Source organism: Variovorax sp. Soil_C_39 (assembly GCF_057656815.1).
Genome location: NZ_JBDGJQ010000005.1, coordinates 162,371 through 176,040, shown reverse-complemented (window position 1 = coordinate 176,040; position 13,670 = coordinate 162,371). Strand labels below are relative to the sequence as shown.

General features: G+C 68.2%; 15 protein-coding genes and 1 riboswitch. Of the genes, 4 read left to right on the top strand and 11 right to left on the bottom strand.

Annotation, left to right across the window (positions count from 1 at the left end):
• Nucleotides 1-50: 50 nt before the first annotated feature.
• On the top strand, nucleotides 51-839 hold the full coding sequence (locus AC3A6J_RS15095) for a DUF72 domain-containing protein (protein WP_487860774.1): 789 nt from the start codon (nucleotides 51-53) through the stop codon (nucleotides 837-839).
• A gap of 16 nt (nucleotides 840-855) precedes the next feature.
• Here AC3A6J_RS15095 and AC3A6J_RS15090 read toward each other — a convergent pair whose 3' ends face one another.
• A complete protein-coding gene (locus AC3A6J_RS15090; RefSeq protein ID WP_487860773.1) occupies nucleotides 856-1,368 on the bottom strand; it encodes a bactofilin family protein in 513 nt (170 codons plus the stop codon).
• A gap of 148 nt (nucleotides 1,369-1,516) precedes the next feature.
• Here AC3A6J_RS15090 and AC3A6J_RS15085 point away from each other — a divergent pair, with 148 nt between their 5' ends.
• Complete coding sequence (locus AC3A6J_RS15085) at nucleotides 1,517-2,446, top strand: ion transporter (RefSeq protein WP_487860772.1); 930 nt, start codon at nucleotides 1,517-1,519, stop codon at nucleotides 2,444-2,446.
• Here AC3A6J_RS15085 and AC3A6J_RS15080 read toward each other — a convergent pair.
• The 4 genes from AC3A6J_RS15080 to AC3A6J_RS15065 all read right to left on the bottom strand — a co-directional run bounded on the left by AC3A6J_RS15080 (nucleotide 2,391) and on the right by AC3A6J_RS15065 (nucleotide 5,475).
• Nucleotides 2,391-2,978, bottom strand: a complete 588-nt coding sequence (locus tag AC3A6J_RS15080; RefSeq protein ID WP_487860771.1) for an IMPACT family protein — start codon at nucleotides 2,976-2,978, stop codon at nucleotides 2,391-2,393. The two genes, AC3A6J_RS15085 and AC3A6J_RS15080, sit on opposite strands and share 56 nt — an antisense overlap.
• A 16-nt stretch (nucleotides 2,979-2,994) precedes the next feature.
• The gene (gene metW / locus AC3A6J_RS15075) at nucleotides 2,995-3,582 is read right to left on the bottom strand and encodes a methionine biosynthesis protein MetW (RefSeq protein WP_487860770.1); all 588 of its coding nucleotides are present in this window, start codon (nucleotides 3,580-3,582) and stop codon (nucleotides 2,995-2,997) included.
• Nucleotides 3,579-4,763, bottom strand: a complete 1,185-nt coding sequence (gene metX, locus AC3A6J_RS15070) for a homoserine O-succinyltransferase MetX (protein WP_487860769.1) — start codon at nucleotides 4,761-4,763, stop codon at nucleotides 3,579-3,581. Before metX ends, metW begins: the two co-directional genes overlap by 4 nt.
• A 145-nt stretch (nucleotides 4,764-4,908) precedes the next feature.
• Nucleotides 4,909-5,475, bottom strand: a complete 567-nt coding sequence (locus AC3A6J_RS15065; protein ID WP_487860768.1) for a TMEM165/GDT1 family protein — start codon at nucleotides 5,473-5,475, stop codon at nucleotides 4,909-4,911.
• A gap of 6 nt (nucleotides 5,476-5,481) precedes the next feature.
• Nucleotides 5,482-5,670, bottom strand: a riboswitch (yybP-ykoY riboswitch).
• A 259-nt stretch (nucleotides 5,671-5,929) separates the two neighbouring features.
• On the opposite strand from AC3A6J_RS15065, the gene rbp reads away from it, so the two are divergent.
• Complete coding sequence (gene rbp, locus AC3A6J_RS15060) at nucleotides 5,930-6,505, top strand: RNA-binding regulator (protein WP_487860767.1); 576 nt, start codon at nucleotides 5,930-5,932, stop codon at nucleotides 6,503-6,505.
• A 73-nt stretch (nucleotides 6,506-6,578) separates the two neighbouring features.
• On the opposite strand, the gene AC3A6J_RS15055 is transcribed toward rbp, so the two are convergent.
• The 4 genes from AC3A6J_RS15055 to AC3A6J_RS15040 are packed head-to-tail and all read right to left on the bottom strand — an operon-like array spanning nucleotide 6,579 to nucleotide 9,577.
• Nucleotides 6,579-7,367, bottom strand: coding sequence for an SDR family oxidoreductase (locus AC3A6J_RS15055; RefSeq protein ID WP_487860766.1), 789 nt, complete (start codon nucleotides 7,365-7,367; stop codon nucleotides 6,579-6,581).
• A gap of 28 nt (nucleotides 7,368-7,395) precedes the next feature.
• The gene (gene lptC / locus AC3A6J_RS15050; protein ID WP_487860765.1) at nucleotides 7,396-8,034 is read right to left on the bottom strand and encodes an LPS export ABC transporter periplasmic protein LptC; all 639 of its coding nucleotides are present in this window, start codon (nucleotides 8,032-8,034) and stop codon (nucleotides 7,396-7,398) included.
• A complete protein-coding gene (locus AC3A6J_RS15045) occupies nucleotides 8,031-8,579 on the bottom strand; it encodes a KdsC family phosphatase (protein WP_487860764.1) in 549 nt (182 codons plus the stop codon). The genes lptC and AC3A6J_RS15045 overlap by 4 nt, the downstream gene beginning before the upstream one ends.
• Nucleotides 8,579-9,577 carry a KpsF/GutQ family sugar-phosphate isomerase gene (locus AC3A6J_RS15040; RefSeq protein WP_487860763.1) on the bottom strand — a complete coding sequence of 333 codons (999 nt, stop codon included), beginning with the start codon at nucleotides 9,575-9,577 and terminating at the stop codon, nucleotides 8,579-8,581. The genes AC3A6J_RS15045 and AC3A6J_RS15040 overlap by 1 nt, the downstream gene beginning before the upstream one ends.
• A gap of 66 nt (nucleotides 9,578-9,643) precedes the next feature.
• Here AC3A6J_RS15040 and AC3A6J_RS15035 point away from each other — a divergent pair, with 66 nt between their 5' ends.
• Nucleotides 9,644-11,626, top strand: a complete 1,983-nt coding sequence (locus AC3A6J_RS15035; protein ID WP_487860762.1) for a monovalent cation:proton antiporter-2 (CPA2) family protein — start codon at nucleotides 9,644-9,646, stop codon at nucleotides 11,624-11,626.
• A gap of 36 nt (nucleotides 11,627-11,662) precedes the next feature.
• On the opposite strand, the gene AC3A6J_RS15030 is transcribed toward AC3A6J_RS15035, so the two are convergent.
• Nucleotides 11,663-12,124, bottom strand: coding sequence for a Crp/Fnr family transcriptional regulator (locus tag AC3A6J_RS15030; protein ID WP_487860761.1), 462 nt, complete (start codon nucleotides 12,122-12,124; stop codon nucleotides 11,663-11,665).
• A 91-nt stretch (nucleotides 12,125-12,215) separates the two neighbouring features.
• Nucleotides 12,216-13,625: a tRNA uridine-5-carboxymethylaminomethyl(34) synthesis GTPase MnmE gene (gene mnmE / locus AC3A6J_RS15025; RefSeq protein ID WP_487860760.1), complete on the bottom strand. Its 1,410-nt coding sequence runs from the start codon at nucleotides 13,623-13,625 to the stop codon at nucleotides 12,216-12,218.
• Nucleotides 13,626-13,670 lie beyond the last annotated feature (45 nt).

The following is a 13,670-nucleotide window of genomic DNA, read 5'->3' as shown; positions in this document are numbered from 1 at the left end:
CCTCGCGCCAACCCCGCGTAGAGTGCGGCGTTCCCAACCCGGAGCGCAACGTGACCAAGGCAACATCGACGCGGACGACGGACATCAGAGTGGGCATCGGCGGCTGGACCTACGAGCCCTGGCGCGACAACTTCTATCCCAAGGGACTCGCCCATGCCAAGGAGCTCGGCTATGCGAGCCGCAAGGTGAGCGCCATCGAGGTCAACGGCACCTACTACAGCACCTTCAAGCCCGAGACCTTCCGCAAATGGCATGGCGAGGCGCCCGACGATTTCGTGTTCTCGATGAAGGCGTCGCGTTTCACGACCAACCGCAAGGTGCTCGCCACCGCGGGCGAGTCGATCGCGCGTTTCATCGACAGCGGCGTGGGCGAACTCGGCGACAAGCTCGGCCCGATCGTGTGGCAGTTCATGCCGACGAAGCAGTTCGATGCCGAAGACTTCGAGGCCTTCCTTGCGCTGCTGCCGAAGAAGGAGGGCAGCCGCACGCTGCGCCACGTGATGGACGTGCGCCACGAGAGCTTCATCACGCAGGCCTACAAGGCGCTCGCGAAGAAATACAAGGTGTCGACGGTGTTCACCGACGCGGACAAGTTCCCCTCGTTCGAGGAACCCGAAGGCGACGTCGCCTATGCGCGGCTCATGATGGCCGATGCGAGCCAGAAGACCGGCTATGCGCCAAAGGCGCTCGACGCCTGGGCCGAGCGCGCGCAGGCATGGACCGCGTCGCCGAAGAAGCGCGAGGTGTTCGTCTATTTCATCAATGGCGCCAAGGAAAAGGCACCAGCCGCGGCCGGTGCCCTGCTCGAGCGCCTCGGATGGACCCCGCCCGCCGCGTAGCAGGCGCGGCGCGCCCTTAGGCTTGCGAAGCCTTGGCGCCGAAGCTGATCTCGCCGGAAATCTGGCCGCCTTCCTCGATCACGATCTTGCCGTAGCGGACCTTGCCGGTAACCTTGCCGGTCGCGTGGATCACGAGCTTCTCGCGCACCGTGAGGTTGCCGTCGAAGATGCCGCGGATCTCGGCGATGTCGATCTCGGCCGAGCCCTTGAACTCGCCCTGTTCGGCGATCTGCATCAGGCGCGAATCCATCGTGGCTTCGACCAGACCCTCAACGACGAGCGTGTCGCAATCGGTGATCTCAACGCCCTTGAGCTTGATGTTCGGGCCGACGGTGAGCTTGCTGCCGCCTTCCTTGGCAGCGGGTGCCGCCGCGGTGGCGCCGAGGCCGCCCTGCTGGCCGGCGAGCGACGACGGATTGACGGGCGAACCCGACAGATTGGTGCCCGAGCCCACCAGCGGCGCGGGACGGGAGGTCAACGAATCGGTGTCACGATCACGCTTGCCGAAAAAGGGGGACTGTGTAGCCAATGGGGAGCTCCTCAACAAAGGGTCTATCGTAAGAACGCCATTGGCGCGCACGACACTTAATTGCGCAATAAACGTAACTGAATAAATCGCGGCTGCGTGCACATTGCCACAATCGCAGTCATTCGCGACCCTCGCCAGCTCCATCCAGATGACCCGACCGAATTCCGCTCCCGCTGCCCGGACCTTCGCCGTCTCGTCGACCACCGACGCGCGCTTCGACAAGCCGGCGAGCGGCTGGCGGCGCGACATGTTCACCGTGATCTTCGAGGCCGACACGCGAGCGGGGCTCGCGTTCGACCTGGCACTGATCGCGGTGATCGTGGCCAGCGTGTTGGTGGTGATCCTCGACAGCGTGCAGTCGATTCGCGAGCAGTGGCGCCCGCTGTTCAGCGCGCTCGAATGGACGTTCACCGCGTTGTTCACGCTCGAGTACATCGCGCGCCTCGCCTGCGTGAACAGGCCGCTGCGCTACGCGTTGAGCTTCTACGGCGTGATCGACCTGCTGGCGCTGCTGCCGACTTACCTGGTGGCCTTCGCACCCGAGCTCGCCTACCTCATCGACGTGCGCGTGCTGCGGCTCTTGCGCGTGTTCCGGATCTTCAAGCTCTCGCGCTACTCGGTGGAATACCGCGCGCTGGTGTCTGCCGTGGCGGCGAGCCGGCGCAAGATCACGGTGTTCGTGGGCTTCGTGATGCTGGTGGTGCTGGTGATGGGCACGCTGATGTATGTCGTCGAAGGGCCGGTCCACGGCTTCACGAGCATTCCGGTGGCGATCTACTGGGCCATCTCGACCATGGCCACGGTCGGCTTCGGCGACCTGGTGCCGAAGACCGACCTCGGCCGCGCGATCGCGTCGGTCATGATGCTGCTCGGCTGGGGTGTGCTGGCGGTACCGACGGGCATCGTCACGGCCGAGATGGCGCGCCGCGGACCCGGCGACGACGACGACGTGCCGCTCGCAGGCCGCGGCATCCTCGCGATGACGCCACCGCCCACGCCGCCCGCACCGCCGCCGCGCCGGCTCACACCGGCTGCCAGGCGACGCGCCCTTGCGCAGCATCGCCGAGGCGTGCGATGAAGGCCTCGGCATCCGACTCCGGCAGCCTGAAGTCGAAGCGCACCACATCCCCGTGCGCGATGCCGTCGAGCACCGCCCCCGCTGCGGCGAGTTCGCGCCGAACCAGGCCTTCGAGCGCATAGGGCACGGCGCATTGCAGGCAGCGCTGGCGCACCAACGGCACGAGCGGAGCGCCGAGCAGCGCCTGCGCCACGGCGTCGGTATAGGCCCGCACCAGGCCGCCGGCGCCGAGCTTCACGCCGCCGAAGTAGCGCACCACCGTTGCGAGTGCGCCTTCGATCTGCTGGTGGCGCAGCACCTCGAGCATCGGCCTGCCCGCCGTGCCGCCCGGTTCCCCGTCGTCGTTCGCAGCCGACTGGCCGCCCGCCATCAAGGCCCAGCACACATGCGCGGCCGCAGGGTGCTCGGTGCGCAGCGCGGCCACGATGGCCTGCGCGGCCGCGCGGTCGGGCACGGACTGCACGCAGCCGATGAAGCGGCTCTTGCGGATGACCAGTTCGCTGTGGACCGGTTGCGCCAGCGTGAAGCTCACGTTTCGCCGAGCGCGTTCAACCGCCCCGCTCGAACTTGAACACGGCCGTGCCCGCGCGGGCATTGGGCAGCCAGCGCACCGAGCGGCCGTCCTGCAGGCCGAAAGCGTCGAGCACGCGAAGCTGGTTCTTCTGCGCAAGCACTTCGAAGTCCTTGAAGGTGCCAACGCGGATGTTGGGCGTGTCGTACCACTGGTAGGGCAGGCGCCGGGTGACCGGCATGCGCCCGCGCGCGATGCTGATCCGGTTCGGCCAGTGCGCGAAATTCGGAAAGGCCACGATGCCGATGCGGCCGACGCGCGCGGTCTCGCGCAGCATCACTTCGGCATTGCGCAGGTGCTGCAGCGTGTCGATCTGCAGCACCACGTCGAACGAAGCGTCGTCGAACATCGCGAGGCCCTCGTCGAGGTTCAACTGGATCACGTCGACGCCGCGCCGGATGCACTTCAGCACGTTGCCGTCGGCGATCTCGACGCCGTAGCCGCTGCAGCCGCGCTCGCGCTGCAGCAGGTCGAGCAGGGCGCCGTCGCCGCAGCCGAGGTCGAGCACGCGCGCGCCCTCGGGCACGAGCGCCGCGATGACGCGCTGGGTTTCGATGTCGCTCACTGCACCACCTCCGTGCTCGCTTCGGCCTCGATCTCGTGCGCCACGCGCTCGAAATAGGAGCGCACCACGCCCATGTAGCGCACGTCGTCGAGCAGGAACGCATCGTGCCCATGCGGTGCGTCGATCTCGGCGTAGCTCACGTTGCGGCGATTGTCGAGCAGCGCCTTCACGAGCTCGCGGCTGCGCGCCGGCGAAAAACGCCAGTCGGTCTTGAAGCTCACGAGCAGGAACTTGGCCGTGGCGCGCGCCAGCGCTTCGCTGAGGTCGCCGCCATGCGCGCGCGCGGGGTCGAAGTAGTCGAGCGCGCGCGTGATCAGCAGGTAGGTGTTGGCATCGAAGTACTCGCTGAACTTGTCGCCCTGGTAGCGCAGGTAGCTCTCGATCTGGAACTCGACCTCCTGCGTCGAATAGCGGTAGTCGAGCCCCTCGGCCTCGCCCTCGACGGCGCTGCGCAGGATGCGGCCGAACTTCGCGTTCATGACGTCGTCGCTGAGGTAGGTGATGTGGCCGATCATGCGGGCGATGCGCAGGCCGCGCTTGGGCACCACGCCGTGTTGGTAGAAATGCCCGCCGTGGAAATCAGGGTCGGTGACGATGGCGCGGCGCGCCACTTCGTTGAAGGCGATGTTCTCGGCCGTGAGGTTGGGCGCGCTGGCCACCACCACCGCATGGCGCACGCGCTCGGGGTACTGCAGCGTCCACGAGAGCGCCTGCATTCCGCCGAGGCTGCCGCCCATGACGGCCGCGAGCGTGCGGATGCCGAGCGCATCGAGCATCACGGCCTGGGCGTCGACCCAGTCCTCGACCGTGACGACGGGAAAGTCGGCGCCGTACACGCGCCCGGTGGCCGGATTGACGTGCATCGGCCCGGTCGATCCGAAGCAGGAGCCGAGGTTGTTCACACCAATCACGAAGAAGCGGTCGGTGTCGACCGGCTTGCCCGGCCCGACCATGTTGTCCCACCAGCCCTCGGAGCGGTCCTGGCCTGCATAGGTGCCGGCCACGTGGTGCGAGGCATTGAGCGCATGGCACACCAGCACCGCGTTGCTTCGCTCGGCATTCAGCGTGCCGTAGGTTTCGTAGGCCAGCGTGTAGTCCGCGAGCGAGGCACCGCTGCGCAGGGCCAGCGGGCCCGCGAACTGCATCGACTGCGCGGAGACAACCAAAGGAGTTGACGACATGAATGAAAAAACCCGGCCTCGCCAAAAACGAGCCGGGTTGTTCGCCAACTGACTGTCTTTAGCTGAATTTATAAAGCGCCCGCAAGCTGAAGCAAATCGGCGCAAGACAAAGTATAGCCGCGCAACGGTGCGCGGCGCCGCTCGTTCAGGGCCAGCCGGCGATCATGGCGATGCCGAGCACGAGGAAAATTGCCGCGGAGATGCCGTGCACGAGTTTGATCGGCACCCGGCGCACGATCCGCTCGCCGAGCCACACCACGGGCGCGTTGGCCAGCATCATGCCGAGCGTGGTGCCCACGACCACCCAGAGGTACGCCTCGGTGAAACGGGCGGCCAGCATCACCGTTGCGATCTGCGTCTTGTCGCCCATCTCGGCGAGGAAGAAGGCGACCAGCGTGGTACCGAAAACGCCGTAGTGGGAGGTAGCGGGTGCGTCGTCGTCGTCGAGCTTGTCGGGAATGAGCATCCATGCCGCCATCGCGACGAACGACCCGCCGAGGATCCAGCGCAGCATCTCGGGGCCGACCCAGCGCGTGATGTAGTTGCCGACGGCACCGGCCAGCGCATGGTTGACGACCGTGGCGACAAGGATGCCGAGCACGATCGGCCAGGGCTTTCTGAAACGCGCCGCGAGCAGAAGGGCCAGCAACTGGGTCTTGTCGCCCATTTCGGCGAGCGCGACCACGCCGGTTGCAACGAGAAAAGCTTCCATGAGAAAAAGGGTTCCTTGGGCCGAAGGACGCAATTGACCGTGCAACACCTTCGGCCAAATTCCCGAAGTTGCACGGTCAAAGGTCTCGCCAGGTGTGTTCACTGCACGCGCCATGTCCCGTGTGGGCAGGACAAGTCTGTTGACGCGGGCCCTTCTCGCAAATGGAAGGCGGCTACTCCCCAATGACGCGGCAGATTCTACCTGCTGCGGCCGGTCGCCCTCCCTCAGCCGAAAGCGTGCGCTAACTTTTTCTAAATTTTGAAGGCACTACAGGCGGCAGCAAATTCCTGCTTGCATTTCACATATTTCACCCATAATGCACGAGCCTCCCTCTTCAATTTGCGAGGAGGCAGTTCGGTGATCGGTCAGTTTCGCGCGACTCGACAGCTCTCGTTTGAGTCATGCTTTCGGGACTCCGTCGCTTTTCCTGCCATGTGTTTATAGGAGTCCCTGGATGGGCAACAAACTGTATGTCGGCAACCTGCCTTACTCGGTGCGCGACGGTGATCTCGAACAGGCTTTCGGACAATTCGGCTCGGTGGCCAGCGCCAAGGTCATGATGGAGCGCGACACGGGCCGCTCCAAGGGCTTCGGCTTCGTCGAAATGGGCAGCGACGCGGAAGCGCAGGCAGCCATCAATGGCATGAACGGCCAGCCGCTCGGTGGCCGCAGCATCGTTGTCAATGAAGCGCGCCCGATGGAAGCGCGTCCCCCGCGCAGCGGCGGTTACGGTGGCGGCGGTGGTGGTTACGGCGGCGGCGGCGGCGGTGGTGGTTACGGCGGCGGCGGCGGCGGTGGTGGCTATGGCGGCGGCGGCGGTGGCAACGGTGGTGGTGGCGGCTACGGCGGCGGCGGTGGTGGCGGCGGCCGCTCCGGTGGTGGCGGGGGCTACGGCGGCGGTGGCCGCAGTGGCGGCGGCGGTGGTGGTGGCGACGGCGGTTTCCGCAGCCCCTACGGTGCCGGCCCTCGCGGCGGCGGCCGCTCGGGCGGTGGTGGCGGCTATGGCGGTGGCGGCAACGGCGGCTACTGAGTCCTGCACGCACACGGACACGCAAAGAAAAGGCTCCTTCGGGAGTCTTTTTCGTTGTCCGGCGACAGGGCGTTCAGCGCTCGCCGCTGCGCTTCTTGCGGCCGCGCCCTTGCACCGCGCGGTCGAACAGCGCGTTCGGCACCATGCGCATGAGCTTGGCGACGACGCCCATCTGCCAGGGGATCACGCGGTAACTGCTGCCGGCCTCGATGGTGCGCAGCGCCTGCGCCGCAAAGTCCTCGGGCTGCATGAGGAAGGGCATGCCATAGCGGTTGCCGCGCGTCAGCGGCGTGTCGATATAACCCGGGCAGATCGTCACGACCCTGACGCCGCTCTTGTGCAATTCGCCGCGCAGGCTTTCGCAGTACGCGACCACGCCGGCCTTGCTGGCGCAATAGGCGCCGTGGCCCGGCAGACCTCGGATGGCCGCCACGCTCGCGATGCCGACGAGCCGCCCGCTGCCGCGCTGGCGCATGGCGGCGGCGAACGGATGGAAGGTGGCCATCAGGCCGACGTTGTTGGTGGCGAAAGTGCGCGCCATCACCTCGATGTCGTCGCGCTCGGCGGTGTCGACGCCCACGCTGATGCCGGCATTGGCGATCACCACGTCGGGCAGGCCTTGCTCGGCGATGCAGGCCTCGCCCGCGGCAACGATGCTGTCGGTCTGCGCCACGTCGGCGCCGTAAATGTGCCAGCGCGACGCATCGAGCTGGCGCGTGGCGGCCCAGGCCTCGATCTCGGCTGTACGCCGGGCCACCAGGGCCAACCGGTAGCCCGCGTCGTAGAAGCAGGCGGCCAGGGCCTGGCCGATGCCGCTCGAAGCGCCGGTGATGAAGACAAGCGGTGGTGCGGCGGTGCCCATGGTTGCCTTCTTCGGTGCCCGGCCTCGTTCAGCGCGCCTTGCCGGCGGCCGCCGAGGGCACGAGGACGCCGCGCACGCGGCCGGTCAGGTTGGCGACCCCGCTGAGGTTGTCGTAATTGAGGTTGTCGGCGGTGAACTGGTCGGTACCGCGGATCAGCGTGACGGGCTTGTTCGAGGTGACCCGTTCGGTGTCGAGGTACACATGCAGGAACTCGCCACGGAACTCGAGCCGCGGCGTGGTCTTGCCGTTGGGCTGCAGGGCCGGGTCGCGGATGACGATGGCATTGCCGAACAACTGGATCTCGCTGGCGTCGGAGTTCGACAGCCCGCGGTTCGCGGTGGCGCGCGTGGTGAAGCCCTGCGGCGACACCGAGCGCATGCGCAGCTCGTCGACCTCGATGGTGTCGGTGTCGGGGTAGTGCCGGCCTTCCTTGCCGTGGAGTTCGCTGCGCAGGTCGCCGTTGGGCAGGTAGTTCTTGATCACGAAGCCGCGCATGAAGTAATCGGGCTCGTGCGTGGGCGCGACCTTCACGGTGGGCTCGAGCAGCTTGGGCGCGTTGCGCACCAGCCAGTAGGTGCCGAGCGCGACCGCCGCGGTCAGGATGATCGGCAGGTAGATGGTGGCGCGATCGAGCCCGTCGCGCAGCAGGTTCCAGCCACGCTTCATGGCGCCGGACCCCGCGCGGCGTCGAGCAGGCGCCGGTACTGGCCGCAGGCGGTCAGCAGCAGATCGCAGAATTCGCGCGCCGCGCCCTCGCCGCCGCGGGCGCGGGTGACGTAGTTCGCGGTGGCGCGGACCTCGGCGTGCGCGTTGGCCGGAGCCGCCGCGAAGCCGACACGCGCGAGCACTGGCAGGTCGGGCCAGTCGTCGCCGATGGCTGCGGCCTGCGCCCAGCTGAAGCCCAGTTGCGCGAGCATGGCCTCGGCCGCCGGCAGCTTGTCTTCGGTGCCGTAGCGCACGTGCTCGATGCCGAGCGCCTCGAGCCGCACGCGCAGCGGCTTGGAGTCGCGCCCGGTGATGACTGCAGGCGTGATGCCGGCCAGGCGCAGCAGCTTGAGGCCGTAGCCGTCGAGGATGCTGAAGCGCTTGAGGGTTTCGCCATGCTCGGTGAAATAGACGCCGCCGTCGGTCAGCACCCCGTCGATGTCGAAGAACGCGATGCGCACGTCCTGCGCGGCGAGCAAGGCCTCGGCCTGGAAGTCGATCGGCATCAGATGACCTTCGCGCGCATCAGGTCGTTGATGCTGAGCGCGCCGATCAGGAGCCCCGCCGGGTCGACGATGAGCACGCTGGTGATGCGGTGCTCTTCCATCAGTTCGGCGGCTTCGGCCGCCAGGGCATCGGCACGCAGCGTGCGCGGGCCGGGGTGCATCACGTCGGCCGCGGTGAGGCCGCGCAGGTCGCCGCCGGTTTCGACCTGGCGGCGCAGGTCGCCGTCGGTGAAGATGCCGATGGCACGGCCCTCCGCATCGACCACCGCCGTCGCGCCCAGTCCCTTGGCGCTCATCTCGCGCATCAGGTCGCTGAGGGTGGCCGTGGGCGGCACGCGCGGCACATCGTCGCCCGAGCGCATGACATCGCTCACGTGGGTGAGCAGCTTGCGGCCGAGCGCGCCGCCCGGATGCGAGCGCGCGAAGTCCTCGGAGCCGAAACCGCGCGCGTCGAGCAGGGCCACGGCCAGCGCATCGCCCATGGCCATCTGGGCCGTGGTGCTTGCCGTCGGCGCCAGGTTGAGCGGACAGGCTTCCTTCGCCACGCCCGCGTCGATCGCGATGTCGGCATGGCGCGCAAGGGTGGATTCGAGGCGGCCGGTGATGGCGATCAGCGGCACGCCCTGGCGCTTGACCACCGGCAGGATCACGGTGAGTTCGTCGACCTCGCCGCTGTTGGAAATGGCCAGCACCAAGTCGACCGGCTTGATCATGCCGAGATCGCCGTGGCTGGCCTCGGCTGGATGCACGAACATCGCCGGTGTGCCGGTGGAGGCGAGCGTGGCGGCGATCTTGCGCCCGACATGGCCGCTCTTGCCCATGCCCATGACGACCACGCGCCCGCGCACCTCGAGGATCTTCTGCACCGCCTCGACGAAGCTCGGGCCCACGCGCGACTTGAGGCCGCTCACGGCCTCGGATTCGATGTCGAAGGTGGCGCGCGCCCGCGCGAGCACGGCATCGGCGTTGACCGCGGGGGGCAGGGGAGCGGAACTCATCGCCGGATTTTACGGGGCGGCGCAGGGCACGGACATTGCTGTAGTCCCTTCGACTAGCATCCAGCCATGTCTTCGTTCGACCTCACGCTGTTGTACCTGCTCGCCGCAGTGATCGGCGTGGTGGCGTGCCGCTCGCTCAAGCTGCCGCCGATGCTCGGCTATCTGTCGGCCGGCGTGCTGATCGGGCCGCATGCGTTCGCATTGGCACAGAACTCCGAGGGCATCCGCCATCTCGGCGAGTTCGGCGTGGTGTTCCTGATGTTCGTGATCGGGCTGGAGTTCAGCCTGCCCAAGCTGCGCGCGATGCGAAAGCATGTGTTCGGGCTGGGCCTGCTGCAGGTGCTGCTGACGATGGCGCTCGCCACGGCCGGGGCGCTGCTGATCGCCTCCTGGCTCCCGGCGGCCTGGCAGCTCGGCTGGCAGACCGCGCTGGCGCTGTCGGGCGCGCTGACCATGAGCAGCACGGCGATCGTGGTCAAGCTGATGGCCGAGCGGCTCGAGCTCGAAAGCGAGCACGGGCGGCGCGTCATGGGCGTGCTGCTGTTCCAGGATTTGGCGGTGGTGCCGTTGCTGGTGATGATTCCGGCGCTGGGGGCGCCGCCCGAGACGCTGGCCACGGCCCTCGGCTACGCGCTGGTCAAGGCGGTGCTGCTGATCGGCGTGCTGCTCTATGGCGGGCCGCGCGTCATGCGCTGGTGGCTCACGCTGGTGGCGCGCCGGCGCAGCGAAGAGCTCTTCATCCTGAACGTGCTGCTGATGACGCTCGGGCTTGCATGGCTGACCGAACTGGCGGGCTTGAGCCTGGCGCTCGGCGCCTTCATCGCGGGCATGCTGGTGTCGGAGACCGAATACAAGCACCAGGTCGAGACCGACATCCGCCCGTTCCACGACGTGCTGCTGGGGCTTTTCTTCATCACGGTGGGCATGTCGCTCGACTGGCACATCGTGGTCGAGCGCTGGGCCCTGGTGGCGGTGCTGCTGGTGCTGCCGCTGGCATTCAAGCTGGCGCTCGTGACGCTGCTGGCACGGGTGCTCGGGGCAACGGCCGGGGTGTCGCTGCGCACCGGCCTCTACCTCGCGCAGGCGGGCGAATTCGGCTTCGTGCTGCTGACGCTGGCCCAGGACCGCGCGCTGCTGCCCGAATGGCTTGCGCATCCGGTGCTGGCCTCGATGGTGCTCTCGATGCTCGCGACGCCGTTCATCGTGATGTACACCAACGCCATCGTGCGCAAGCTGGTGGCGAGCGACTGGCTGCAGCAGTCGCTGCAGATGACCACGATCGCGCGCAAGACCATCAACACCGCGCAGCACGTGATCATCTGCGGCTACGGGCGCTGCGGCCAGAACCTCGCGCGCATCCTCGAGCGTGAGGGCATTCCCTACATGGCCCTCGATCTCGACCCCGACCGCGTGCGCCAGGCCGCCGCCGCGGGCGACTCCGTGGTGTTCGGCGATGCCGCGCGGCTGCAGGCGCTGATGGCCGCGGGCCTGGCGCGCGCGAGCGCCGTGGTGGTGACCTACCTCGACGTGCCAGGCGCAATGAAGGTGCTGGCCAACACGCGCGCCCATGCGCCGCAGGTGCCGGTGATCGTGCGCACGCAGGACGATCTCGATCTCGAGAAACTGCGCGCCGCCGGCGCGACCGAGGTGGTGCCCGAAGCCATCGAGGGTTCGCTGATGCTCGCGAGCCACGCGCTCGCGCTGGTCGGCGTGCCGATGCGGCGCGTGATCCGCGTGGTGCAGGACCTGCGCGATGCGCGCTACAACCTGCTGCGCGGCTACTTCCACGGTGCCGACGACGACAACGCCGACGAGATCGACCACGAGCGGCTCAACACCTTCACGCTCAACCCCGGCGCACGCGCGGTCGGCCAGTCGCTCGCGCGCCTGGCGCTCGACACGCTCGGCGTGCGCGTCGCGACCCTGCGGCGCCAGGGCCACGCCCAGGCGGTGAACGGCGACACGGTGCTGGTGGACGGCGACACCCTGGTGCTCTCGGGCAAGCCCGCCGCGCTCGCGGTGGCAATCGAGCGACTGCAGAAGGGCTGAGCCGCTTGCGCCGAAAACCTTGGTGGGACGACCCGCTCAGGTCACCGCGACGCGCTTGGACCGGTGCGCCATGCGCTTGGCGATCACCGCACCGAGCCCCATCGCGATCTCGAGCGCCAGGTTCGGCTGGCGGTTCGACATCTCGGCGAAGCGGATCGCCGTGAGGCGCCAGACGCGCCCCGCACCGGTGACCACCACGTTGGCCGGATGGGGCTCGCGCGAGAAGAACGAGCCCTCGCCGACGACCGCGCCTGACATGAGAACGGCGAGCTTCATCTGCTCCTTGCTGCTCACGCGGTGCACGCTGATCGCGCCGCTCTCGACGAAGTACACCGAGCGGTCGTGCGTGCCCTGTTCGATCAGGATGTCGCCGACCGCGGTGTCGATCGGCTGCAGGTAGCCTGCGAGCGTTTCCCACTGCTGCACGTTGAGCGTGAGCGCAAAGGCGTCGCTGCTGTTGTTGTCCGCAATGGCGCGGCTCAGGTTCTGGATGGACATGTGTTCCTCAACCCCCGGATCTTTGCGCCGGAGTATCGGCGAAGGACGCGGGTTTCGATCACATGTCGTGAGGTTTTCGCGACCCGGATCGCTATTTGCCGATGCAGAAGCGCGAAAAGATGACGCCCAGCAGATCGTCCGCGCCGAATTCGCCGGTGATCTCGTTGAGCGCGTTCTGCGCCAGGCGCAGCTCCTCGGCGAGCAGGTCGAGCGACTGGGCCCGCGCCGCCAGGTGGTCGGCAGCCAGTGCGAGATGGCCCTCGACCCGGACCAGAGCCTGCACATGGCGTGCGCGCGCGAGGTAGGTGCCTTCGGGCACCGCCTGCCAGCCGGCCAGCGCCAGCAGCTGCTCGCGCAGCGCCTCGATGCCGAGGCCGGTCTTGGCCGACAGCGCGAGGCCTTCCGGCGGGGCCGCTGCGGACGACGCGGCGTCCTGCTTGTTCCAGACGTGCAGCACCGGCACGCTGGCGGGCAGCTTCTGCTGCAGCAGGCGAAGGATGTCGGCGTCGGCGGCAGCGTGCGCCGGCTGGTCCGCGCGCGTCAGGTCGTGCAGGAAGAGCACCGCATCGGCGCTCTCGATCTGGCCCCAGGCACGCGCCACGCCGATCTGCTCGACCTCGTCGCTGCTCTCGCGCAGGCCCGCGGTGTCGGCCACATGCAGCGGCACGCCGTGGATCTGGATGGTCTGCGACACCACGTCGCGCGTGGTGCCGGCGACCGCGCTCACGATCGCGAGTTCGGCGCCCGCCAGCGCGTTGAGCAGCGAGCTCTTGCCCGCATTGGGTTGGCCGGCGATCACCACCTTGATGCCCTCGCGCAGCAGCGCGCCCTGGCGCGCACGCTGCTGCACCGCCGCCAGTTGCGCCTGCAGCGCGGCAAGCTGGCCGGCGGCATCGGCCTTCTGGAGAAAGTCGATCTCTTCCTCGGGAAAGTCGAGCGTGGCCTCGACCAGCATGCGCAGGTGGATCAGCGCATCGCGCAGCACATGGATCTCACGCGAGAAGGCGCCCGACAGCGAGCGCCCGGCGCTGCGCGCGGCCGCCTCGGTGCTGGCGTCGATCAGGTCGGCAATGGCCTCGGCCTGCGCGAGATCGATCTTGCCGTTGAGAAAGGCGCGCTGGCTGAACTCGCCAGGCTCGGCCACGCGCAGCCCGGGCAGGCGGGGGCGGCCAGTGACCGGATCGGGTTCGGCCGCGGCCTCGAGGCAGCGCGCCAGCAGCAGCTGCAGCACCACCGCGCCGCCGTGCGCCTGGAGCTCGAGCACGTCCTCGCCGGTGAAGGAGGCCGGCGACGGGAAGTGGATGGCCAGCCCATGGTCGATCGGCGCCCCCTCGGCATCGCGGAACGGCAGGTAGGTCGCCTCGCGCGGCTTGAGCGGGCGGCCGCAGATCGCATCGACCAGCGGCGCCAGCCGTACACCCGACACGCGCACGATGCCCACCGCCCCGCGCCCCGGGGCGGTGGCGATGGCGGCGATGGGATCGGTGGTGCGGGCGAGCATGGGTGGATTCTTTCAGCAAAAAAGGGCCGCTTGCGCGGCCCTTCG